Annotated in this window: 25 protein-coding genes; 6 read left to right on the top strand and 19 right to left on the bottom strand. The window is 30.1% G+C overall.

Annotated features, from left to right (window positions below):
• Window positions 1-181: 181 nt before the first annotated feature.
• From FHK87_RS14410 to FHK87_RS14400, 3 genes are all read right to left on the bottom strand, one after another.
• On the bottom strand, window positions 182-568 hold the full coding sequence (locus tag FHK87_RS14410; protein WP_140594265.1) for a hypothetical protein: 387 nt from the start codon (window positions 566-568) through the stop codon (window positions 182-184).
• Between the two features lie 112 nt (window positions 569-680).
• Window positions 681-2,954, bottom strand: a complete 2,274-nt coding sequence (locus FHK87_RS14405; protein ID WP_140594264.1) for a TonB-dependent receptor domain-containing protein — start codon at window positions 2,952-2,954, stop codon at window positions 681-683.
• Window positions 2,955-3,116: 162 nt separating this feature from the next.
• Window positions 3,117-3,494, bottom strand: a complete 378-nt coding sequence (locus FHK87_RS14400) for a hypothetical protein (RefSeq protein ID WP_140594261.1) — start codon at window positions 3,492-3,494, stop codon at window positions 3,117-3,119.
• A gap of 203 nt (window positions 3,495-3,697) precedes the next feature.
• Between FHK87_RS14400 and FHK87_RS14395 the strand changes: the two genes are divergently transcribed.
• Complete coding sequence (locus tag FHK87_RS14395) at window positions 3,698-4,414, top strand: TlpA family protein disulfide reductase (RefSeq protein ID WP_140594259.1); 717 nt, start codon at window positions 3,698-3,700, stop codon at window positions 4,412-4,414.
• Between the two features lie 56 nt (window positions 4,415-4,470).
• On the opposite strand, the gene FHK87_RS14390 is transcribed toward FHK87_RS14395, so the two are convergent.
• Both FHK87_RS14390 and FHK87_RS14385 read right to left on the bottom strand, forming a co-directional pair.
• Window positions 4,471-5,244 (bottom strand): anti-sigma factor, encoded by a 774-nt coding sequence (locus FHK87_RS14390; protein WP_140594256.1) that lies wholly within the window; start codon window positions 5,242-5,244, stop codon window positions 4,471-4,473.
• A complete protein-coding gene (locus tag FHK87_RS14385) occupies window positions 5,237-5,797 on the bottom strand; it encodes an RNA polymerase sigma factor (protein WP_140594254.1) in 561 nt (186 codons plus the stop codon). Before FHK87_RS14385 ends, FHK87_RS14390 begins: the two co-directional genes overlap by 8 nt.
• A gap of 121 nt (window positions 5,798-5,918) precedes the next feature.
• On the opposite strand from FHK87_RS14385, the gene FHK87_RS14380 reads away from it, so the two are divergent.
• A complete protein-coding gene (locus FHK87_RS14380; protein WP_140594252.1) occupies window positions 5,919-6,440 on the top strand; it encodes a fasciclin domain-containing protein in 522 nt (173 codons plus the stop codon).
• A gap of 120 nt (window positions 6,441-6,560) precedes the next feature.
• Here the strand turns inward: FHK87_RS14380 and FHK87_RS14375 are convergent, their stop codons facing one another.
• Window positions 6,561-7,178, bottom strand: a complete 618-nt coding sequence (locus tag FHK87_RS14375) for a trimeric intracellular cation channel family protein (RefSeq protein ID WP_140594250.1) — start codon at window positions 7,176-7,178, stop codon at window positions 6,561-6,563.
• Between the two features lie 171 nt (window positions 7,179-7,349).
• On the opposite strand from FHK87_RS14375, the gene trxB reads away from it, so the two are divergent.
• A complete protein-coding gene (gene trxB / locus FHK87_RS14370; RefSeq protein ID WP_140594247.1) occupies window positions 7,350-8,318 on the top strand; it encodes a thioredoxin-disulfide reductase in 969 nt (322 codons plus the stop codon).
• Between the two features lie 67 nt (window positions 8,319-8,385).
• Here trxB and FHK87_RS14365 read toward each other — a convergent pair whose 3' ends face one another.
• The 5 genes from FHK87_RS14365 to FHK87_RS14345 form a co-directional block, all read right to left on the bottom strand.
• Window positions 8,386-9,246: a GIN domain-containing protein gene (locus tag FHK87_RS14365; RefSeq protein ID WP_140594245.1), complete on the bottom strand. Its 861-nt coding sequence runs from the start codon at window positions 9,244-9,246 to the stop codon at window positions 8,386-8,388.
• A gap of 222 nt (window positions 9,247-9,468) precedes the next feature.
• The gene (locus FHK87_RS14360) at window positions 9,469-10,194 is read right to left on the bottom strand and encodes a head GIN domain-containing protein (RefSeq protein ID WP_140594243.1); all 726 of its coding nucleotides are present in this window, start codon (window positions 10,192-10,194) and stop codon (window positions 9,469-9,471) included.
• Between the two features lie 91 nt (window positions 10,195-10,285).
• Window positions 10,286-12,028 carry a PspC domain-containing protein gene (locus FHK87_RS14355; RefSeq protein WP_140594241.1) on the bottom strand — a complete coding sequence of 581 codons (1,743 nt, stop codon included), beginning with the start codon at window positions 12,026-12,028 and terminating at the stop codon, window positions 10,286-10,288.
• Window position 12,029: 1 nt separating this feature from the next.
• The gene (locus tag FHK87_RS14350) at window positions 12,030-12,365 is read right to left on the bottom strand and encodes a PadR family transcriptional regulator (RefSeq protein WP_140594239.1); all 336 of its coding nucleotides are present in this window, start codon (window positions 12,363-12,365) and stop codon (window positions 12,030-12,032) included.
• A gap of 151 nt (window positions 12,366-12,516) precedes the next feature.
• On the bottom strand, window positions 12,517-12,969 hold the full coding sequence (locus tag FHK87_RS14345; protein WP_140594237.1) for a DUF4870 domain-containing protein: 453 nt from the start codon (window positions 12,967-12,969) through the stop codon (window positions 12,517-12,519).
• A 157-nt stretch (window positions 12,970-13,126) separates the two neighbouring features.
• On the opposite strand from FHK87_RS14345, the gene FHK87_RS14340 reads away from it, so the two are divergent.
• The 3 genes from FHK87_RS14340 (at window position 13,127) to FHK87_RS14330 (ending at window position 14,803) form a co-directional block, all read left to right on the top strand.
• On the top strand, window positions 13,127-13,585 hold the full coding sequence (locus FHK87_RS14340; RefSeq protein WP_140594235.1) for a DUF4442 domain-containing protein: 459 nt from the start codon (window positions 13,127-13,129) through the stop codon (window positions 13,583-13,585).
• 86 nt (window positions 13,586-13,671) lie between these two features.
• Window positions 13,672-14,472: a TIGR00266 family protein gene (locus FHK87_RS14335; RefSeq protein ID WP_140594233.1), complete on the top strand. Its 801-nt coding sequence runs from the start codon at window positions 13,672-13,674 to the stop codon at window positions 14,470-14,472.
• Between the two features lie 133 nt (window positions 14,473-14,605).
• Window positions 14,606-14,803: a hypothetical protein gene (locus tag FHK87_RS14330; protein WP_140594231.1), complete on the top strand. Its 198-nt coding sequence runs from the start codon at window positions 14,606-14,608 to the stop codon at window positions 14,801-14,803.
• A 14-nt stretch (window positions 14,804-14,817) separates the two neighbouring features.
• Here FHK87_RS14330 and FHK87_RS14325 read toward each other — a convergent pair whose 3' ends face one another.
• From FHK87_RS14325 to FHK87_RS14290, 8 genes are all read right to left on the bottom strand, one after another.
• On the bottom strand, window positions 14,818-15,768 hold the full coding sequence (locus FHK87_RS14325) for a LysR family transcriptional regulator (protein WP_140594229.1): 951 nt from the start codon (window positions 15,766-15,768) through the stop codon (window positions 14,818-14,820).
• A gap of 157 nt (window positions 15,769-15,925) precedes the next feature.
• Window positions 15,926-16,348, bottom strand: coding sequence for a DUF2141 domain-containing protein (locus FHK87_RS14320; protein ID WP_140594227.1), 423 nt, complete (start codon window positions 16,346-16,348; stop codon window positions 15,926-15,928).
• Between the two features lie 151 nt (window positions 16,349-16,499).
• Window positions 16,500-17,654 carry a hypothetical protein gene (locus FHK87_RS14315; protein ID WP_140594225.1) on the bottom strand — a complete coding sequence of 385 codons (1,155 nt, stop codon included), beginning with the start codon at window positions 17,652-17,654 and terminating at the stop codon, window positions 16,500-16,502.
• Window positions 17,655-17,678: 24 nt separating this feature from the next.
• Window positions 17,679-18,299, bottom strand: coding sequence for a DUF6714 family protein (locus FHK87_RS14310; protein WP_140594223.1), 621 nt, complete (start codon window positions 18,297-18,299; stop codon window positions 17,679-17,681).
• 14 nt (window positions 18,300-18,313) lie between these two features.
• Complete coding sequence (locus FHK87_RS14305) at window positions 18,314-18,997, bottom strand: YiiX family permuted papain-like enzyme (protein WP_140594221.1); 684 nt, start codon at window positions 18,995-18,997, stop codon at window positions 18,314-18,316.
• 36 nt (window positions 18,998-19,033) lie between these two features.
• Window positions 19,034-19,759 (bottom strand): hypothetical protein, encoded by a 726-nt coding sequence (locus tag FHK87_RS14300; RefSeq protein WP_140594218.1) that lies wholly within the window; start codon window positions 19,757-19,759, stop codon window positions 19,034-19,036.
• Window positions 19,760-19,786: 27 nt separating this feature from the next.
• Entirely contained in the window at window positions 19,787-21,679 is a 1,893-nt protein-coding gene (locus FHK87_RS14295; RefSeq protein WP_140594216.1) for a DUF4153 domain-containing protein, read from the bottom strand.
• A 196-nt stretch (window positions 21,680-21,875) separates the two neighbouring features.
• Window positions 21,876-22,667, bottom strand: coding sequence for a hypothetical protein (locus FHK87_RS14290; RefSeq protein WP_140594214.1), 792 nt, complete (start codon window positions 22,665-22,667; stop codon window positions 21,876-21,878).
• Window positions 22,668-22,749: the final 82 nt, after the last annotated feature.

Here is a 22,749-nt window from a genome sequence, read left to right as displayed (position 1 = left end):
ATATCTTATTATACAATAGCTGTATAATAATGACCAGAAGTATCAATTACATACAAAACATACCAAATCTTCTAATCAATTAGAATTAAGATTTTTTAAGTTTTATATACGATTAGTAAGCACAATTGTTTAATTGCTTAATCTATATGATATGTAAGGGACTATTTATCAAAATAGTTAATTAGGATAGTATGTTTTCTGGTGGATGATCAATGTCTTTGGAAATTGAATTAAGATAAAAATATTTTATTTTCCAGTTATGAACTTGTGCCAGCTTAATCAAGCTATTATTTTCTATTGTAATAGCATTATCTTGAAAAAAAAGTGGGATAAAAGCTTCTGTAATGACAATTGTATTCGAATTTTTCTTAGAAGGCTGTGTATTTGCCTTCATTTGGCTCATCAAATAACATTTACCATTACATTTTAATCTTGGGCGTTCCTTGTTTACACAATATTTTTCTACAATAGTATTAATATTGAGTTGGTAGTACATTACTGTACTGATTTCTATTACGGGTCGTACCGCAAAAGATAAAAATAAAATTATGGAGAATATAATTCTCATAAATGTTCCCAAAATTTTTGCAAAAATAAGAATTATAATACTAACTGTAATCTTAGAACTATAAAATCTATTGTATTTAGCTTTATATTATACATTGTTTTATGTTTTGTTTCTATAGAAAATCTAGATTCACTGATACAATTATATTTCTACCCGGAGCAAAAATCCTTTGCGTCTGATCACTTCTAAATGCTCTGTTCAGATGTTCAAAATAAGCTTCATCTAGTAGATTCTGGGCAATAACAGAGGCACTAATTGTAGGGTTAATTCGATATTTAATCGACATATCCAATGTGGTAAAAGCAGGGGTTTCTACTTCTGCGAATTCATTAGAGATACGTGTTTGCTTAAGCACATGTCTAAGCATAATTTCTGGATGTAGTTTGTTATTCATAAGATTTCCTTTTATGGTATATCTCATGTCCAAAGGAGGGATTTCTGGTAGGGCTTCATCTCTTTCTTTGTCTTCACCATACGTATATGCGACACTAAATTGATGCAGTAATTCTGGTAAAAACTGTTGTTGCCAATTTAATTCAAAACCAGATAATAATGCATTGTCAATATTGATGTATCTTCTTACTCCCGGACTATTTGGAAGTCTTGGTGTCAGTGATTCGTCTACCAAAGAAGAAATAAAATCATCTACATACGATGCATAAACATTTAATGTAAGTGCCGTATTTTTGGTTTTATAATCAAACGTGAGGTCCATTTGATTATTGATTTCTGGATCGAGATCAGGGTTTCCTAACATTTCAAAACGATCTAGTCCTACAGGAAAGAAATTAATATATCGTTCTGTGATGCTACCACTGCGTTGTGCACGAGCTAGCCATAATCCCATAGAAAAGCTATTTCCTAATTTCTTTACTACTCCAAGACTAATGCTTGGATTGATCTGTGTCGTATTGGTATCATTGAATACTGTACTAAATTCATTTTGTGGCTCGTCGATAGAAGCATCGTTAACATTTATTCTACCAGATGCTATAATTTTCCACTGCTTGTATTTCCATTGTGATTCAGCAAAAAATCCAGTTTTTATAATGCTACTATTTTGCCATGCGTTGTCAAAAAAGATATTTCCTGTATTGGGGCCTGCTATGAACTCTCGTTTTCTTGTGCCTTCTGCTTTATCAATACGAATATCGGCTCCGATGTATATTTTTGATGTGTTAGAAAAATTCCAGATACCTTCTGTACGTGCTCCATATGTATATGTTTTGGCTTCGGTAGATGCATTGACCATTCTTGAGTTTTGATTTCTTCTTTCATTACCCATTAGATGATCTACAAAAGTTCCATATGCTGTTGTTTTCCAGAGGTGTAGATTTTTATTTTCAATATTGATTTTATGTGTTACATTAAACAGCCATGTATCATCTTCAAGAAGGTCCATTGGTAAAGCCGGAAAATCTACATTGCGAGCTACATTTCTTGTTGCAGATATTTTTATTTCTTGTCGATCTGTTATTAATACTCCAAAATCAACTCCAAAACTACCTCGATTAAAGCCAGAGGGAATGTCGATATTATTTCCATCTTCATAATCATTTCCTTCTGACCAAGACCCAAAAAAGGTCGTGCTGTATTTTTTGTGACTAAAGCCTAATACGCCTTCATTACGAGAGATATCACCATTACTTTCAAAACCGCTGGATACTCTTGCATATGTAGAAAAATCTTCAGATGTGTTGAGAGGAGAAGAGATAAAATTAATAGTTCCTCCTATAACCGATCCGTACCTAAGCGAATATGGACCTTTGAGAATTTCTACACGGTCTACCATATTTACTGGGATTTGGCTTGTGGGAGTATCCATACGATTTGGGCATGCAGCTTTTGCAGACTGTACTCCATTGATCACTACATTGAGTTGATCGTATTTGAAACCTCTAATCACAGGATCAAATCCGTAATTTCCGCTTTTTCTTATACTGCTTATTGCAGGAATATTATTTAGTAAAGCGCCTCCATCATGTTCCATTTTATCTTGATATTGTAAAGAAAGTAGTTCTTTGTCATTTTGTTTAGAACGTAATGCTATAATGGTTGCAGGTTGGAGCTCCGTCGTGTTTTTGGTCAGATAAAGTTTTCCATCTTTAAGAGTTTTTATGATGAATTCAGAATCAATTTTTTGCGTTCCGTACGAAAGATGGGATATCTTCATAACAGTATTTTCTTGAAAACGAAAAGTGATTTCTCCGTTCTTATTTGAGATCCCAGACTGCTCACCATATATAAACGTGACTTGAGAAATTGGTAAGTTTGATTCGTTATCTATGATTTTGAATGTTTTTTTTAGCTGAGCATTCAACGTATACGTTGATAGTAATACAATAAATACAAAAAAGTATTTATTATTTTTTAAATAGATTTTCATTGTTTTGAGAAATAGTTTAATTATTGGTAATTAGAAAGATATCTATACCAATACATTAAGTAAATAGATAAAGTCTATACATATTAGATATGCCACTATCTAGATATTAATCTATTAGAAGCAATTTTTAATCATATATGAACAATTAATTTTCTGAAGTAACTACACTATTTTGGGTGGGTGATCAATAGGAATTTCTATTTCTAAATATTTTGAATGTGGTGATTTCCAATTGTGTTTAACTTCCGAATCATAAAATATCTTTTCTATCATAATTTGATACTCTTGAAAATAGAGAGGAATGAAAACTTCTGATATCACATGAGTACTTGTTTTTTTTTGCGAAGATGGAGTTGAGGTTTTCATCTTATTCATCAAGTAACACTTTCCATTACATTTTAACCTTGGTCGCTTTTTATTAACACAATATTTGTCTACTATAGTCTTGATATTGAGTTGATAATATGTAATAAGACTTAGTTCTATTGTAGGTCTTATTGCAAAGGATATAAAAAGTAATATTGAGAAAAAGATTCTCATCTAAAAAATAGTTTCAAACAAATACTGCTGGTATATAGATATTATACTTATTCGTTTTATAGGTTGACAAGTTTATCACACAATTTTTACTTTTTATATGATAAATATCATTTTTTTTGAAGTATTTATATAATACGATATGCTGTCACAATATAATTTTTGTGCCGTTTTTATAATACTATTCATTCATAAATCATATCATAATGAAACCATTGTATGTATTATTAGTAGTTGCTTCTTTTTTTACAGTTTCACAAGTTAAATCACAATTACCAGATGCTCCAAAAGATGCCGCTTTTATTAATGAGAATACGATTATCAAAGATGAGTCTGGAAAACGAATCGAGATGAAAACATTTATGGAATTAATGAGTACCAACGATTGGACTGTTGATCCAAAAATGACTACTGACGGAAAAGTAGACTATATACAATTGCGTAGACTTACTCCAGAAGAGAAAGAGAAACAACTTTCTGATATAATGTCATTAATGGGAGAATCTAAGATGATAGGTACAAAAGTTCCCAATTTTGAAATGAAAGATATTGATGGTAATATCATATCTTCTAATACGATAAAGGATAAAGTAGTGGTATTAAATTTTTGGTTTATTGCCTGTAAACCTTGTGTAAAGGAAATTCCTGAATTAAACGAAGTTTATGAACAGTATAAAAATAACAAAGATATCATCTTTGTATCCGTTACGTTTGATCCAAAAGAGAAAGTAATTCCTTTTATTGAAAAACATGACTTTAAATATCCTACTGTTGCTGGGGATAGAAATGTCGTAGACAAATTTACTAATGGTTTCCCTACTAATATTATTATAGATAAAGAAGGAAAGTATGTCGATTATATTGTAGGTGGTTTTCCAGACATAGGTAAACGTATAGAATCATCTATAGAAAAAGCGCTGTAGTATTCATTAAAAAAGTCAATTAATTTGGAGGTGTATCATAAGTAAGCTGTTATTAGCTACAACAATACATTTGCGATTAACTTTTCTACCGTAGGATGATCACTACCTCCTTTGGGTTCTATAGTAATATTAATGGATGTAGCATTGTCAATATACTTCATAGCGATCATTTTATTGTCAGAAGAAATAATTCCCATATTAATCATTTCTCCATCAACATCTGCCCACATTTGGTATGTTTGATCATCATCTATTTTTGTAAGACTTTTTGGATTTAAAATTACAGTTTTTTCTTCGTGATTTACGTACGTAATTGCTCTAGAAGAAGGAGAAATCTGATTTCCTTTTAGTATTAATTTAACTGTGTTAGGATTATTTATTGCATTATACCATTTATTAGTTTCGTTTAGATTCTTCTCTAGTGTTACAATACGTTCATTAAGATTTTGAGTTTCTTTTTCTATAATAGTCATACTATTTTTTGAGTCCTGCCATTGCGTATATAACCAACCTGAACTAATCATAAAAAATATAGATATACTTGCAGCTACTGCCAAAAGTACAGAAGATGTATTACTTTTTTGTATAGGAATAACCTGTTTATCAGTTCTATCTATTTTATTTAGTAATCTAGTTTTAACAGTATCAGGAGGAGTAATTGCATTTTCAAAAGCTATTTTTTCAAAATTTCTTTCGATGTCATTATAATATTCACGCAATTCATTGTCTTCTATCAATATTTTTTCGATCTCTAATTGTTGATCTTTTGATAGTTCTCCCAATAGATATTGTTCAAGTATTCCTGTATGTTTTATAGAATTTCTATCCATACATTGTTATTTCTATAATAATCCACAATATAATAAACTCTTTTTGGTAGGTTTCTCTCAATTTTTTTAAGGCTTGTCTTATGTAAGACTTAAAAGTGCCTAAAGGAACATCCATTTCTTCGTGCGCTTCTCTATGTGTAAGCCCATTAAAATAAACAAGTTCTATTGCCTTTTGATGATGAGGGTCTAATTTTTTTAAAGAACCATTTAACTGTAACACATCTGTTTCAGCGTCAAGGGCTGTTTTATTATTATATACACTTAAATCCTGATTTTGGATGAGCGTATTTGGATTTCTCATTGCATTGAGTGCCATATTTTTTGCAATTCTATACGACCAGGTAAAAAACTTGCCTTTTTTGGGATCATAAGTAGTAGACTTTTGCCAGATTTTTAAAAATGTTTCTTGTAAAAGATCTTGTGCAATAGTCTCATTTTTACAAATACGTAGAATAATACCATACAAAGCACCAGAGTATTTATCATACAATTCTGATAATGCTGTACTATCCTGTTTTTGTAATCTTTTTATAAGCCCTAAATCATCTTGCATACATCGTGAGATTATTCAAATTTAAGAAAAAAATAAACCTACCTCATCCAAAAGAAACAATCTTGTGTATATAGATGTAAAAGCGCGCACAAAAAAGTTTAAAATTTAAAAATTTAAAATCATGAAAAAATTAATTTTTATTGCCTCAACTCTTTTCTTATTTCTTTTATCACAAGCAATATCTGCACAAAAAGCGAACAAAGATATTGTGGATGTAGCTGCATCCGTAGATGATTTTTCTACTTTGGTAACTGCAGTAAAAGCTGCTGATCTGGTAAAAGCGCTGAAAGGAGATGGACCCTTTACTGTTTTTGCTCCTACTAATGATGCTTTTGCTAAAATAGATGCAAAAACATTAAATTCTTTGCTAGAACCTGCTAATAAGGAGAAACTATCAAGGATACTTACGTATCATGTAATTAGTGGAAAACTTTCTGCAAAAGATGTTGCAGGAGCTCTAAAAAAAGGGAATGGAAAAGTAGAATTAACTACTCTTAATGGTTCCAAAGTTGAAGCATTACAAAAGGATGGTAAGATTTGGTTAAAAGATCAAAATGGGAACTATAGTGAGATTGTAAAAACTGATGTAATGGCTAGTAATGGTGTAATTCATGTAATTAGTGATGTGGTTATGCCAAAATAGTTTTGATTTAGTTATCTATAAAAAAGTGCTATACAATAGCACTTTTTTTGTTTTTTTAGTGAATACAGTTACCAAGATTTAAGTTATAAAATATTGATTTTGATAAGATCTAATCTGTTATTACCTACTTTTTTTGAGTGTAAATATTGGTAATGATACTTTGTATCGAACAACTACTAGTCTGATCAGAATGATCAACAATGTAGTGATGATATAAATGTATTCGGGATTAATCATAAAAGAATACAATACCATAAAACAAATACCTCCAGCAATAGAAGCTGTTGCATATATTTCTTTTCTAAAAATTACAGGAATTTCATTACATAAAATATCACGTATTACACCACCAAAACAGCCTGTCATTGCTCCTAATGCGATAGAGATTATTGGTTGAAGCCCTGCATTGATACCTGTTTCGACTCCTATAATTGTAAAAATACCTAGCCCTATAGTATCAAACAAGAATAGCGATTTTTTGAGATAATCCAACTTGTCTCTAAACATGATAGACAAGATGGTAATACTACCGATCAAATATATGTTTGTGGTATTCTGCATCCAGGAAACGGGAGTATTACCGACTAGTACATCTCTCATTGTCCCGCCCCCTATGGCAGTAACAAAAGCAATAATAAAGATACCAAAAAGATCTAACTTACGGTTCATGGCACTCAATGCACCGGATATCGCAAATGCTGTAGTTCCTAAAATATCTAAGACATCAAAAAAAGTCATGTAGGTATTTTTATTTTTTTTGTAAATGTAATAGTATTACTAGATTGAATATAATTTTAGCTCTAAAAATAGTATAGTATGAATTTATGATTTGATAACAATTCTTAATAACTTTAATGTAAGGTTTATGATCAAATTGCTACTTTTACACTATATAAAACGATAAAGAATATGTCTGATACTATAGAAAGAATAAAATGCCTTATTGTAGGTTCTGGTCCAGCAGGATATACTGCTGCTATATACGCTTCTAGAGCTGATCTTAAACCTGTTATGTATACAGGTATGGAACCCGGAGGGCAGTTAACAACAACAACAGAAGTTGATAATTTCCCGGGATATCCAGAAGGAATAGATGGACCAACAATGATGGTGCAGTTGCAACAGCAAGCAGAACGATTTGGTACAGAAGTACGTATTGGTATGGTTACCGCAGTAAAGTTTAGTACAGAAGCAGGAGGAATTCATAAAGTTACTGTTGATAACGCTAAAGAAATAGAAGCAGAAACCGTAATCATTTCTACAGGTGCTACAGCAAAATATTTAGGATTACCAAGTGAGCAAAGATTAAGAGGTGGTGGAGTTTCAGCGTGTGCTGTTTGTGATGGATTCTTTTACAAAGGACAAGACGTTGCCATAGTAGGAGCGGGGGATACTGCAGCCGAAGAAGCTACATATTTAGCTAATATTTGTTCTAGTGTAACAATGCTGGTTCGTAAAGATTATATGAGAGCTTCAAAAGCGATGCAACATAGAGTAAACAATACTCCAAATCTGACTGTAAAATATAATACCGAAGTTGACGAGGTACTAGGAGATCAAGTAGTAGAAGGTTTACGAATGGTTAATAATCAAACAGGTGAAAAAGAAGATATTTCTATCACAGGATTGTTTATAGCAATAGGGCATAAACCTAATACTGAAATTTTCAAAGGTCAGATTACTATGGATGAGACCGGATATATTATTACTGAAGGAAAATCTACAAAAACAAATATACCTGGGGTTTTTGCTTCGGGAGATGTTCAGGATAAAGAATATAGACAGGCTATTACAGCAGCCGGAACAGGATGTATGGCAGCATTAGATGCAGAACGTTACTTAGCTACTATAGAGACTAGTGAAGAAATTTCTGCTTAGCTTGAAAAAGAGAAATATGTATTATTGTAAAAATCCCGCTACAGCGGGATTTTTCTATTTTGATAAATCAATTAAATCTTAATTTACTGGGCGTATAATCGATATTTTTCTTGTACAAAGTAGCCTCATTGGCAAAACCATCTATACTGATTTTTGGATCTCCTAGAATATAAATTTCTGCTTTATCTTTTGCATCTATGCTTACATCTACACTAACATGAATAAAACAATCACTATTTGCTTCAGAAACTATAGACATTTTATTACTTATTAATTTATCACCGTAAAAATCGGTATCATTATCAGCTCTAACCAATGTTGATTTTACCTCACCTTCAAGTTTGGCAGATGCTTTTTGATATAAATCTACATTAAGACTATCGGAAGAGACGATTCCTTTTAATTCAGAATTATCATTAATCTGATAAATAGCTTCGACTGCAGTTACATGAAGTTCTCCTGATGCTTTTCCATTACTTGAATACCTCACTTTACCAGCGTCTATCGTAAAAAAGACTTCTGCATTATCATTAATTTCAACGTGTAAATTTGCAGAATTAATGGGAGACAATGATTTAGCATTTACCTTATCATAGATAGTAATTTTTTTCAGTTCTGAAGCATATGCAATATCCAAATTTAAGGCTTTTGCTCTTCTTAAATCTTTACTCGACTTAATAGTAAGTATACTATCCTGTACTTCTGCGATAATCATTTCTTGTAGGTTACTATCTGCTTCAATTTTTAATTCAGGATCACTACTTTCATCCAAGGTGATTTCAAAATTGTCATATATTTCTATAGAGTGAAATGCATCTACATCTAACTGCTCTGTGCTTACAATTTTGTTCCCTTTTACTTTTTCTTTTTGTGCATATAAACTTCCTAAAGATAGCGATATGAATACGACTAACAATGATGTTTTCATTTGTGTGATGTGTTTAGTATAGTTTTTAAAACTTTATTTTTTGTATTTAATTATATAACGATTATTTCAATCAGAAAAAAATCAAACTAAATTAACGATACTTTACAAACTAATATATTAAAAGATTGTTACAAATTGCAGTAACCAAAAGCTATACCAAAAAAATAGCCCTTGTAATACAAAGACTATTTTTCTGATTGGCGTATTGTTGAAAAGGTGATTCTAATTTTTTCTTACATCTCCTCCAGAATTATCACTGGCTGTAACCTTTTGTGGGTTTCCATAATAAATTACATCAGCACCACTAGTGGCTTTGCCAGTAAATTCTTTTTTTGCATAAATTTTGATAGAAGCACCGCTAGTTGCCTTAGCTTCAGATACCATACTCAATAAATCTTTTGCTCTAATGTCTGCACCACTAGTTGCTTTTGCACTATGATTGTTCACTTTTCCCGAGAGGTCGACCATAGCTCCACTAGTTACAGAGGTTGATACATTTTTGGCGTTCAAATCTAGCTTTATATCAGCTCCACTAGTTGCACTAAGGTCTAACTCTTTCTGTGAAACGACATTTTGTGAGGAGATACTCGCTCCGCTGTTTACATGTATTTTATCAAGATTCTGATAAGAAACAATTACATTTTTTTCGTCTGCACGATATATATTTTCATCAGAAGTAACATAAAGGGTGTTTTCTTTTACATATACTTCTATATGATCATGAAGATTTTTGTTGGCTTCTACGATAACTTTTTTATCATTACTCTCTAAGAGAATAACATCCAGACCTCTACTTGCTTTGATAGCTGTAAAGTTTTCATTGATATTCTTTTCTTTTCTTACTACTTCTCCTTCTCCTTTTAACCCATTGATATTAAAGTTAAGATTACAAGAGCAACATAATGCTGATAGAAAAAGTGTTACTAAAACTTTGGCTAGTGAAATCATAATTGTTCGTTTTAATTGTATTTGATTGTTGATGTTTAATGTAAATAGTCTTTTTATTTTGTTATTTAAAGTGACTATGATGTTTTATGGATTAATTATCGGTTTCGATTTTTATTCCATTCTCGTCTATTTTTACGTTTACAGGCTCATTATTAAGTTCTACTCCGTCTTCGTCAATTTTTAATTTAAAATTTTCATCTTCGGTATCGATATTAATTTTCAGACTATCTTCATCTTCTTCATATTCCCAATCGTTTTCTTCGGGACAGTTATCACATTCAAATTCTCCATTATTAAGTTTTAGATAATGTTCTTCTTTATTATCAATTGTGATATAGTCATCATACTCCCATGAATTATTGAATCTCGATGTATTTTTATCAGCAAATATGGTTATCCCATCTGGTAATGTAAGAATTACTTTTACTTCTTGGTCTCTGTATTTTGAACTATAGTCTGTAATAGCATGACCATCTAGTAACAATGTTTTCCCGTCGATTTTGTAACTATAATTTAATTCTGATGCTCTTTCTTGAGCTTCTTCATAAGACTTGCCTTCTGCCTTTTTTTCTATCATTATTTTAGCAACAGTGTCTATTTTTGATGCTTTGATTAGGAGTTCGATATCTTGTATTACAATTACACGATTACCATTTTCATCTCTTTTGATCTTATAATCATTACGACGATTAGGATATTTTGAGAATCTATTATTACCAACCATTTTTATTGCTAACGTATCTTTTGCAGTAATAGGTAATATTGTTTGTTCGGTTGTTATTTCTGCGTCATACGCTTGTAATGTTGCTTGTCTAATCCCTAATATTACTAATCCTATTATTGAAATAAACCATACTCCCAGCAATCCTAATTTTACAGGAGTACCTATTGACTTAAGGTTTTTGAATAATATTTTGAGACCTACAATGAATAAGAAAAAGAACGGAATCCCTACTGCAAAAAATGATAATAACGATATAAGCCATAGTGGTACATCAGGAGTATTACCTACTTCTATATGTTCTACCCATGGAGTATCCATAAATCCAAAAGTACCTAGGGTGAAAAGACCTACAAAAAGACCGATTAAACTAGCTCCTGATATGATTAATAGTAATACACCTATAAATTTTGTTATTACCTTCAAAATAAATAATAGTACATCCCCTAATCCTTCAAAAAATGTAGTAGACGTATTTTTTACCTTGCTTGAGTATTTCTGATAGTCTACATTCTTTACTGAGTCGGCTACATTATCAAACCCTTCTTTTATCTTTTTTTCGATATTACTTATGTTTACAGCTTCACCTCTCATAGCCAAAAAATCGGCTGTAGTTTTTGCTTCTGGTACAAAAATCCAAAATGCAATATAGATAAGAATAAATGCTCCACTGGAGAAAATTGTAAGAAGAATCCATGCTAATCTTATCCAGATCGTGTCTATCCCAAGGTAATGACCTAGCCCTGAGCTTACACCACCTACATAAGAATTGGTCGTGTCTCTAAATAATTGTTTTGAAGTCTTTCTGCCTTGATTTGTTCCTCTTGGTTCATCTTCAAAAATTTCTTCATCTAGTCTGTAATCTTCTGGTTGCCCCATGATGGCAATTACTTCATCTACTTCTTTAATACCGATTACCTGACGTTCATTTTGTATTTTTTCGCTAAATAATTCTGCAATACGAGCTTCTATATCAGCAATAATCTCATCTCTACCTTGTGAATCGGTAAAAGAGCGTCTTATAGCTTCGAGATAGCGTTGCAGTTTTAAATAAGCGTTTTCATCTATATGAAAAAATATGCCTGCAAGATTTATATTAACTGTTTTATTCATTTTACTTCTTTTTTTGTTTGGTAACCAGATTTACAGCATGCTGCAATTCGTTCCAGGTGGTATTTAGTTCTTTTAGGAAGAGCTTTCCTGTTTCTGTGAGTCCATAATATTTTCGTGGCGGCCCAGAAGATGATTCTTCCCATCTATAGCTTAGTAATCCTGCATTTTTTAATCGGGTTAACAAAGGATAGATTGTACCTTCTACCACTAGCATCTTTGCATCTTTTAGGGTTTCTAAAATTTCTGCTACATAAGCGTCATCGTCCTTTAAGATAGAAAGTATGCAATATTCCAGAACACCTTTGCGCATTTGCGCTTTCGTGTTTTCGATCTTCATAAAAACTAATTTTTAAAAGTTAAACTGTTCATTTTTTGATTGATAATTGATGATTACTGATAATTCGATTTTTGATTGATGATGATTGATATTGATTGATATTGATTGATGATTTTAAAAATACTCTGATCAGTTATGTACCGTATTTTTGTTATTTGATAAATGTAATATTCAAAGGGTATTTATAATATTCTCCTTTATTTGCTTTTAAAGAAGCTGTGATAATAAACATGATTTCTAAAAAGAAACCGATTAAAGCAACAACTCCTACAAATGAAGCTCCTATCAAAGTGCCAAATCCTACAGGATTAGAAATATTGATATTAATATTATCGAATTGAAAAAGATTAAAAAAAGATGTATCTCCGAAAATATTGAAAACAAAGAAAGGAAAGGAAAACACTCCTAGTATAATGGAGTATAATAAAACACTTAATTGAAAATTAATGGCTTCTTTTCCATGAGTATTAATAAAATCTGATTTTTCCTTATTTGTAGTCCATAATAATATCGGAATTATATAATTTCCAAAGGGAATAAAATACTTAGAAAATACTCCTAAGTGTATAAAGGTTGCTATGTTTTTGTGATTAGTATTTGACATCTTTTCAAAGTATATAATAGTTTCTTATGCAAATATATATCTAAAAAAAGGTATTATGCAAAACATAGTACCATAAATTAACATAAATTTAAGGTTTTAAATCCTTTTTCTCAACTTTTCTTTTACCTATATTGTAACCTTTTAAAACCAGAATAATATGAATATCACTCCGGGAAAATTAAATACATTTTTAATGTTTAAACTACCCTCTGCTTGGTTCTGCGGGGTTAGAGTTAAGAGTATTGATCAAAATACTTGTATTGTTAGTGTTAAGCATCGTTGGATCAATCAAAATCCTTTTAAATCTATGTTTTGGGCTGTTCAAGGTATGGCAGCAGAATTAACTACAGGAGCTCTGGTTACTGGATATATCAGAGAAAGTGGAAAGAAAATATCCATGTTAGTAGCAAATAACAATGCTACTTTTACAAAAAAGGCTACAGGTAGAATAACTTTTGTTTGTAATGATGGCCATTTGGTTAAAGAGGCAATTAAAAAATCAATAGAAACAGGAGAAGGACAAACAGTTTGGATGAAATCTGTTGGTACAAATAAGGATGGAGTAGAGGTATCTACATTTAATTTTGAATGGACAATCAAAGTGAAAAGTAAATAAGAAACGCTATCATCTGTAACATTTTGTTAAGAGTATTTACTAATAGTGTTGAATTATTTATTAATCCATAAAATAAAACATTAAAAATGACAGCACACGAAATAGATTACGAAATTATAGGAGAAGAGATGCAGTATGTCGAAATAGAACTTGACCCACAAGAAGGCGTTATTGCAGAAGCAGGAAGCTTTATGATGATGGAAGATGGCATTAAGATGGACACTATTTTTGGAGATGGTTCTCAGAATGACAAAGGTATTATGGGTAAAATCTTTGGAGCAGGAAAACGATTGTTGACTGGAGAGAGTTTATTTATGACAGCTTTTTATAATGAAGTAGTTGGGAAAAAGAAAGTAAGTTTTGCTTCACCCTATCCGGGTAAAATTATTCCTCTAGACCTAACTATGTATGGAGGTAAGTTTGTTTGTCAGAAAGATGCATTTTTATGTGCTGCCAAAGGAGTATCTGTTGGAATAGAATTTTCTAGAAAACTAGGAAGAGGATTATTTGGAGGAGAAGGATTTATCATGCAAAAACTAGAAGGAGACGGTATGGCATTTGTGCATGCAGGAGGTACAACTTCTAGAAAAGAACTACGACCCGGTGAAAAATTAAAAGTAGATACTGGTTGTATTATTGGTTTTTCTAAAGGAGTACATTATGATATAGAGTTTGTTGGTGGAATCAAGAATACTATTTTTGGAGGAGAAGGGTTGTTTTTTGCAACTTTAACTGGACCCGGTGTTGTATATATACAGTCATTACCTTTTAGTAGACTTGCTAATAGAGTGTTAAGCCTGGCTACAAATGCAGGAGGAAAGAGTCGTGGAGAAGGCAGTATTCTGGGCGGTTTAGGAAATCTTTTAGATGGCGATAACAATTTTTAGCATGTTAAAAGCAAGTCAAAAAGCAGCTTTTTAGTTTTATTTTACCTATATTAGCTTAAACAACTTTTAACAAAGTAAGATTTTTCTTACATATATTTGTTTAAACCTAATCTAATTTAATTCTAATTAATTTATGGCTAGAGCAATGTTTGATTACACCAAAACTGTACTTAAAAAAGTAAGTTTTGATGTTAATCTTTTTACAAAGGAAGTTTTAAAAGCACTAAACAGATTACTTCCACATGAGATTGAAGAATTAAAAATTTGGATTCAATCCTTAACAAGAAAAAAACCAGAATTACAATCTTGTTTAATTTATTTAGAAAAATAAAAAAAAGCGACTATTTAGTCGCTTTTTACTTTTGCAAGTGGGCTTATAATTTGCACATTTTGAAATGTAATAGCTCCTTTTACTACACCAGATATCGTAGAATGAAGTGCCTCTATAATTTGCATTTTTAGTTCACTCTTATTAAAAATAAGGCTTACTTCTCTTGCCGGAGACGGATCATTAAAATAGTGTAAGTTATCTTTTTCGGTAGTTTTTATATCTAATGTATGTAGATATGGCAGTAATGTCATGCCTAACCCTTCATTAGCTAATTTTACAAGCGTTTCAAAACTTCCGCTTTCTAATTGAAAATGATCTTCATCATAACTTTTCTTGGTCTTACATATATTTATGATTCCATCTGTAAAACAATGACCATCTTCAAGCAAAAGCATATCGTCGATATCAAGATCAGAAATATCGATCCTTTTCTTCTGATTGAGTCTATGTGATGATGGTATGTATCCAACAAAGGGTTCGTAGTATAGTGCCCGTTCTTTTATATTTTCATTTTCTAGAGGAGTTGCAGCAATTGCGGCATCCAGATGCCCATCTAGAAGCCTCTCTATAATTGCCTCAGTATTGAGTTCTTCAATTTTTAATTTGACTTTTGGATACTTTTTTATAAAATTATTTAAGAACATAGGCAGTAGGGTAGGCATAATCGTTGGTATAACACCAAGTTTAAATTCTCCTCCTATAAATCCTTTTTGTTGATCAACAATATCTTGTATTCGTTCACTCTCATTAACAATATTACGCGCTTGTTGTACAAGTTTTGAACCTACTTCTGTTAATTCAATGGGTTTCTTACTACGATCAAATATTAATATGTCTAATTCTTCTTCCAGCTTTTGTATTTGCATACTTAAGGTAGGTTGTGTTACAAAAGTTTTTTCTGCTGCTTTTGTAAAGTTCTTATGTTCTGCTACAGCTAAAACATATTTTAGTTGTGTTATGGTCATATTTTGTAATTTGTTTGTTAAACAAAAATATAAAAGCTATTGGTAAAAACTATTAAAAATGATATAAAAATTTATTTTATCTATTTAATTTATTAAAAAAAGAGATCATAGTAATCCTGTGATCTCTTTTTTGATTGATGAATGAATGTTTAGATTTTTATAATCTAATTTCTATATTAAGATTTTCTGATTTGACTTCAAATTTTGCATCATCCCATATAGGAGGACCATAACTCATATTATTATTAGATACGCCATAATCTTCTTTTGGCATCCCATTTTGGTCAAAATCCATTTTTTTATTATCATTAGCATCGTGATAACAAGATATACCATAAGTGCCTGCGGGCACATTTGAAAATGTTACTGTAGCAACTCCGTCTATGATTTTACTTTTTTCAGATTGGATAGGCTCTGATTTCATAAAAGTATTTTCATCAAAAAGGCCAAAATAGACCTCTCCATTAGAACTTGTTACATTGGGTACTGTAACAGTAATCGTTGTTTTTTCAATATTTTTTTGTGCATAACCAAAAAGGTTCGAGATCAATAGCAGAGCAAATAATATTAGCGTTTTCATAAGAATAAGGTTTTTATATTCATTTATTTTTGATGTATCAAATGTCTATAAACCTAATACAGTATAGAAAAACTAATGACTGAATTGTTGATATTAAAAGATGAATTGTTAGATTATTCTTATTTATGATATTATATCCTTATTGGGATTGCTATAAATCATTATAATTATTGAAAAGATTTAAATAAAAATATGCCATTTCTTTTGAAAATATAGAGTCATAATTATAATTGCTCCCTGTGAAGAATAAAATATCGTTATTATTAATTACTTGTCTATTCATCACTATATATTCTGTTTGTTTTGAATATTCATCTTTTTTCTTGAGTATGATTGCATCGTCATTTATGAATTCGACTTGCATGGTATTAATTCTAGATAGTAAAAAGCCAATTTGCTCAAAAAGCTCAGTGTTGCCCGAAAAAGAAAAATTAGTAATATTCTTATTTGTTAATTTACTGATCTCTTGCCATAGTTTTGTTCCTTCGTTTCCTAATTTTATTGTAGAAATTAAGGCTTGATTACCATCAGTTCTAGGAGTAAATACAGCGTCTTTACCTATAGAATCTAGAGAAGTATTGAATTTTGTAAAAATCTTTTTATAAACCTTTGATTCTAATTGAGATAGTGAGTTCTTGTATGTATTCCAGTCATGTAAATCTTTAGGAGTGTATTCTTTGAATATATTTTTAGCTAGTCTTAGTTGCGAGATTGCTAGATCTATTAATTCTTCTTCTGAAGCTTCAAAACCTACAGTATGATTTTCTTTAAAAAATATAGCAAATGACTTTTTATCTCTGAGATATTTGAATGACAAGACAGCTATTACATTTCGAGAAGTTTTACAAATGATGCTTTCATCATCAGCATAATATATTTTTTTGTAAAATTCTTTGTTTGAATGTTTAAATTTTTGAGTAGTTACAGCATTTGAATCTAGTGTATTTACAAGATGTATATTTCCTTCAAAGCTTGAAAAACCTTTGTAGGGGATATTGTTTTTTAAACTATAGTGGCTATAATTCAAAGAATCGCTATCAATCATTAAGTCACATAATTGCCATGAAAATTTATAAATACCCCCACCAAAATCAAGTGAATATTGAAAAGGAAGTATGATCGTATCCTTATCTGTTTTGATATGTTTACTAATGACTGATGTATCTAATTGATTGGCGATTTGTGTAGCATCTAATGTGATATCTTTTGTAGTAGTATCTGTTTTTAATTCAGAATCAGTTTCTGACTTATTTTTACAACTTAATATCGTACAAAATAATATTGCTATGGTAAATAGTCTCATCATATTAATGAATCAAGTTTTGAGTATTTATAACGTATTGTGTTCTAATCTAGAATTCCAATATTCGATTCCCTCTTGTATTTCGATATAATTAGTATCGTATTTTATAGTAGAAGCATCTGCACCTAATTGTTCAACATAGTATTCTTGATAATAACTTTCTATTTCAAATAATCGATACTCTAAGAATTTAATAATGCATTCGATTTGATTTTTATTTAATAATGAAAATCGTTCTTGATGATATGCTCTCATACGTTTTGCATTTTTGCTAGTATCATTAAGATATTTTAGATTAGATAATAGATGAAATTCTATATCTGGTGCATTATGAAATAGATTAAAGTCTTGTTCGGCAAGTCTATCCTCTTCTTCTTCAAAATAATCTAATGCAAATAACAATAAGATTGGTAAGTGAAAAAGCATGCCTTGTGTATCAAAAAAAGATAATGAACTGTTACATTTATAAAGATCTACAACAGATATATTACTCCAATCTTCTTTTTCGTCTCTATTTCTTAGTTTTTTACATTCTTCGATTGTTAATCTATCGTCAAGACCTTGAGCTTCCCAAAGCCCAATCCCGTTTCTGAGTTTTATGCCTTTGAAATCTGACTTTATTTTTGAAATCAATTTGTCTCTCTCCATTTTTTATGCAATCACTAATTATATTCTTCAACGGTTATTAATTTTGAAGAATTAAACATAGCTGCCGGAGAAATTACTTTTTCATCAGAAGGAATTTTGTTTCCATATCGTTCTTTTAATTTTTGCTGAACGATAGGATGGGAGGTATCAAATTCTGATAATTTTTGTAATTGGCCGATTTCTATACCTAAAGCTTCTTTATAAATTTTCCATACAAGTTCAGAACAGTATATTTTATCATCAGACCATTCAAAATAGAGGTCATAATCTTTGCCTTTGTATAGTTCTCCAATTTCTTTCATTTTTTTTAATGTAGCTGGAGTCAATTTTTTCTCTACATTTTTTAATCGTTTGATCACATAATGGTCATCTTTACCTCTTTGTATCCATTCTTGTAAGGGAGTAGTTTTTACAGGTTGAATGGCTTCATAAACATAAAATGTTCCTTTATTTTTATAAATGATTCCCATGTGACTGTACTTTGAATGTGTGGCTAGTTGTATAGCTTTACTTTGGTTAGAGATTGATGTCTGAAAAATAATATCTCCATCTTTAATTTTTGTGTTTAATTGCTCATTTTTAAACTCTACAAAGCTATCTTTTGTTGCTTTATCATTACAATCATGGCCAAATCCTATTGTAAGAACAACAAAGCTTAGAGTTATACAGATAAACGCAATCAGAAATATTTTTTTCATTTGTATTATGTATGATAAGTAGGTATTTGTAATAATTTAAAATATGACTACTTGATTTGTTTTGGGGTCGAAAGTGATATCTACAGGATCAGATGTAAGTGGCATAAATAAGAACTTCATTTTTACATCAATTGTATGAAATGAGAAATTCATCTGAGGTTCTTTTTGATTTTCTTTCTGTAAACAAATACCTTCTGTACAATTTTGATCATTTGAGCAATATTCAATTTCGCGGAAAGAAATATTGTAAATATTAGGACTCATTGCACTTCTACACTTTGTATAAAGAGTATTGTCTTTTTTTGTAGAAACAATAATTCCTGATTCTCCTAATGTACCCAGATATGTTTTTGAAGGTGCTTTAGATTTTAACCTGTAATTAATTTTTCCGATGATAAAACTATTTGTCGACTCGTCTTTGATATTAAAAGCTCCGCAACATTCATTGTAGTAGAATTTATATTTTTTTGCTTCTGCTATATTACAGATAATAGTGTCGAATTTCTTTCTTCTATATCCTTTATATAAAATAGTATCTAATGTATTTGGATTTACTTTTACTTTAATTTTTCCGGAGCCATAATTCATTTTTTGACCATTTATATACCACTCTTGATTTGAAATATATTCTGGTAAATTAGTTTTTTTATTCTTATAAAATCTACGAAACCTTGTCGTATCGGTACTAAATTCTGCGTATTCTTGAGCAGTTAAACCATTAGAAAAAAATGCAAAAAATATGATTATAAAAGTGACTTTCATTTTTTAATAATAATAGTGTACAGATAATTACTTACTTTTTATAAGTATAAAACCATTCGCAGCACGTACTTGGATTTTATTTTTTACTTCTTGAAGGTTAATAGTGTTTAGCATTAATTTAACTTCTAATCCTTTTAATTTTTTTGTTGTTGACAATTTATCGCTATCAATATTATTTTTGTATTTCGTACCATACTCTTTACTTAATTGAGTAGCCAAAGTATTTAATGCAAATGATATTGTATCACTTTCAGAGTAAAAAATAATCTCATTATGTTGCTTAGAGTCTTTAAATGATAACGTATACAATTTGTTATCAATGTTAAACTCTTTTTTTTGCGTTATATAATAATCGCTAAAATTTATTAAATAATCATAGTTACTGATCCGTACGAAGTTGTTTTCATTAGAATAATGTTTAGATGAATATGTAAAATAATTTGATCTATTGGTTTGAGAATTATATTTCTGTCTATATTCAAGTCCCATGGTTTCCATATAAATTCTTGCATCATCTGTCGAACTATTTTTTACCATTGATACTTTTATCAAAGAATCCATATTTTGTGTAAACAAATGATCAATACCCGAAAACCCATGATAATCATCTAGATAATCTACAATAGATTTTACTTCATTATGTATAGAATCCTTTAGCAATTGATCATTGGTCGACGATTTTTCTGAGTGTAAATAAGAAAGACTATCTAGATTCCAAAAGACTTCATTATTGATCTTGTTGTTTGCTATAATAGAGTGTGTTTCTAGTATGTGATGTAATCGGTTGATTTGACTTTTTTGACTTATCGAAAACATACCCCAAGGACCAAATAAAACCAATGTGAGCAGGGTGGCTAATGATATTGGAATAAATTTGATATTAGCTTTCCCGAAAATGAAATAAATAGATATTAAAGATAACCAAACTCCTAGAAAAATTAGTAAGTAACGATTAATGGTTATCCCATAATCACCAATTCTAAATGCAATAGCAATAAAAAAGAGAATGATCAAAGGGATAATTATAAAATAATAACCACTTGTAAACTTTTTGATCCACGTATTACCTTTTAAATTTCCGTAAGGATGTATCAATAACAACGTTAGTATTCCCAAGATTGCAACACAAGAAATCAGATAAGAAACAAGACCTTTTGGCCAATCCCAGTTGATCAATATTTTTGAACCATAAGCGTATAGAATAATGAGATACAATATCAATAGTGGTAGTAGCACATACTGTGCAAAAATTCTTAAACCATTGGGATAATCTTTTTCATCTTCTAGAGCTTCAAGGTTTTTGGGAATCCCTGATACAAAAAACCAGGTATTAAAAAAGCCTATAATGATTATAAAAATCTCAAAATATAATTCTTCATGAATAGAAATATTAAATAATAATCTAAGAGCAGATAATGCTAGAATTAAGCCGATATACAAGAATCCTGAGTATAATACAGCCGATGATATTCTAAGAAATAATATTTTATTGTAATTCCAGAACCCATTTTGTTCTTTATTTTTAAGATATGGAATAAATGATACCAGTAAGTGAGCAACAATATTAAATATAGCATATCGTATATAAGGAGTTGTAGTAACCAGTGTATTTTTAGAACTGGGAAAAGAAAAATAAAGCGCAATCAAAAGTATCAATACGACCACTTGACTAATTACCCTTAACTTAGTGTTGTATTTTTGCTTTTCACTAAAAACAGAAGCACAAAAGAATAAAGGGATTCCTATAGAGGTTACCAAAAGGATATGAATAAAAGGAAGAAGGTTATCTTTATCTTCATTTACTTCTATAAGATATATTCCAATGATTACAGATAATAAAGATGATAAAATCGTTAATGGAAATCTTAAAAAAGAGTCTTTAGATGTTTTTATGAGATAGTCTATAGAAGGTAACTTCATTATTCTTTTTTGTATTTATGAATCAGTAATATATTCTTTTACTAATATTGATAAAAAATCTCGTAACTAGCCTTATTGTCATCTAATATTAGATGATATAAAGGTAAAGCATTTTTTTTCGTAAATACATGAAAAACTAGCTCATTACTTTAGATACTAGCTCATTACCAGACAAGTTTTATAAAAAAAATAGATTTTATTTCCCGAATAGTCTTTTCCAAAATCCTTTTTTTCTTTCTTTTTTATCAGGTTCGATGTTGGTTATTCTATATTCGGCATTAGAAGCTATTTCTCCTTCTGGAAGATTTTCTTTTCTTTCAATTTCTGCTATTTGTTCCATAGCAGCATTTTGATAAAGTATTGCTCCCTCTGGATCACAGTTAAATAAATTTGAGTAGCAAGACGATTTATTTAAGTCCATAGGATTAGGTTCTATTACTTCTGTAGCTTCTAAAATCCCTAAGTTATGATCTTTTGCAAAAGCTAATGCTTTTAAGAAAATAGTAATTCTATTATGAGAAAATAAAGTATCCAATTCTTCTCTTATTTCAGGATTATTTTTATAATCATTAATTAATTCAACTACCTTATGATTAGGGATATAAACGCCAGAACAGTAATTTTCAATAATTTGATTTGTTACATTTTGAGTGAGTTTTTCGTTGGGTACTATTTCGCTCCATTTTTTAAAATATTTCTGAAGAGATAAGTTTTCTGAAAAAGAAAGAGCAGCCCCACGAGTATAGAAAAATTTTTGAAAAAAACCTTGTACCACAGCGATGTAGTATCCATGACTTTTGTCGAATATATCATCATTTTTAGTTTCTGATCCTACATTTATGGTCTCTTTATATTTTTCTTTATAAAAATCTTCAATCTTGTATTTGATTGATAATTCATCGATTAAATTTGGATCATGTAATACATCAAAATACCACGTATTTATTTGTTCTTCTGATATTGGATGATAGCTAATATCCCAACCCATATTTTCAATTTTTGTTTATCAATAAATATATCTAATTCTTTTCTTTTTGAATCATAAAATTATTTAAAACAATCTATTGTTT

The sequence above is a fragment of the Aquimarina algicola genome (assembly GCF_006443095.1).
GTDB classification, from domain to species: domain Bacteria; phylum Bacteroidota; class Bacteroidia; order Flavobacteriales; family Flavobacteriaceae; genus Aquimarina; species Aquimarina algicola.
The sequence above is the reverse complement of the archived record's forward strand: the minus strand, read 5'-3'. Positions and strand labels throughout refer to the sequence as shown.

Coding starts and splice junctions, on each gene's coding strand:
- FHK87_RS14410 (WP_140594265.1), bottom strand. CDS start 568: ATGAGAATTATATTCTCCATAATTTTATTTTTATCTTTTGCGGTACGA.
- FHK87_RS14405 (WP_140594264.1), bottom strand. CDS start 2,954: ATGAAAATCTATTTAAAAAATAATAAATACTTTTTTGTATTTATTGTA.
- FHK87_RS14400 (WP_140594261.1), bottom strand. CDS start 3,494: ATGAGAATCTTTTTCTCAATATTACTTTTTATATCCTTTGCAATAAGA.
- FHK87_RS14395 (WP_140594259.1), top strand. CDS start 3,698: ATGAAACCATTGTATGTATTATTAGTAGTTGCTTCTTTTTTTACAGTT.
- FHK87_RS14390 (WP_140594256.1), bottom strand. CDS start 5,244: ATGGATAGAAATTCTATAAAACATACAGGAATACTTGAACAATATCTA.
- FHK87_RS14385 (WP_140594254.1), bottom strand. CDS start 5,797: ATGCAAGATGATTTAGGGCTTATAAAAAGATTACAAAAACAGGATAGT.
- FHK87_RS14380 (WP_140594252.1), top strand. CDS start 5,919: ATGAAAAAATTAATTTTTATTGCCTCAACTCTTTTCTTATTTCTTTTA.
- FHK87_RS14375 (WP_140594250.1), bottom strand. CDS start 7,178: ATGACTTTTTTTGATGTCTTAGATATTTTAGGAACTACAGCATTTGCG.
- trxB (WP_140594247.1), top strand. CDS start 7,350: ATGTCTGATACTATAGAAAGAATAAAATGCCTTATTGTAGGTTCTGGT.
- FHK87_RS14365 (WP_140594245.1), bottom strand. CDS start 9,246: ATGAAAACATCATTGTTAGTCGTATTCATATCGCTATCTTTAGGAAGT.
- FHK87_RS14360 (WP_140594243.1), bottom strand. CDS start 10,194: ATGATTTCACTAGCCAAAGTTTTAGTAACACTTTTTCTATCAGCATTA.
- FHK87_RS14355 (WP_140594241.1), bottom strand. CDS start 12,028: ATGAATAAAACAGTTAATATAAATCTTGCAGGCATATTTTTTCATATA.
- FHK87_RS14350 (WP_140594239.1), bottom strand. CDS start 12,365: ATGAAGATCGAAAACACGAAAGCGCAAATGCGCAAAGGTGTTCTGGAA.
- FHK87_RS14345 (WP_140594237.1), bottom strand. CDS start 12,969: ATGTCAAATACTAATCACAAAAACATAGCAACCTTTATACACTTAGGA.
- FHK87_RS14340 (WP_140594235.1), top strand. CDS start 13,127: ATGAATATCACTCCGGGAAAATTAAATACATTTTTAATGTTTAAACTA.
- FHK87_RS14335 (WP_140594233.1), top strand. CDS start 13,672: ATGACAGCACACGAAATAGATTACGAAATTATAGGAGAAGAGATGCAG.
- FHK87_RS14330 (WP_140594231.1), top strand. CDS start 14,606: ATGGCTAGAGCAATGTTTGATTACACCAAAACTGTACTTAAAAAAGTA.
- FHK87_RS14325 (WP_140594229.1), bottom strand. CDS start 15,768: ATGACCATAACACAACTAAAATATGTTTTAGCTGTAGCAGAACATAAG.
- FHK87_RS14320 (WP_140594227.1), bottom strand. CDS start 16,348: ATGAAAACGCTAATATTATTTGCTCTGCTATTGATCTCGAACCTTTTT.
- FHK87_RS14315 (WP_140594225.1), bottom strand. CDS start 17,654: ATGATGAGACTATTTACCATAGCAATATTATTTTGTACGATATTAAGT.
- FHK87_RS14310 (WP_140594223.1), bottom strand. CDS start 18,299: ATGGAGAGAGACAAATTGATTTCAAAAATAAAGTCAGATTTCAAAGGC.
- FHK87_RS14305 (WP_140594221.1), bottom strand. CDS start 18,997: ATGAAAAAAATATTTCTGATTGCGTTTATCTGTATAACTCTAAGCTTT.
- FHK87_RS14300 (WP_140594218.1), bottom strand. CDS start 19,759: ATGAAAGTCACTTTTATAATCATATTTTTTGCATTTTTTTCTAATGGT.
- FHK87_RS14295 (WP_140594216.1), bottom strand. CDS start 21,679: ATGAAGTTACCTTCTATAGACTATCTCATAAAAACATCTAAAGACTCT.
- FHK87_RS14290 (WP_140594214.1), bottom strand. CDS start 22,667: ATGGGTTGGGATATTAGCTATCATCCAATATCAGAAGAACAAATAAAT.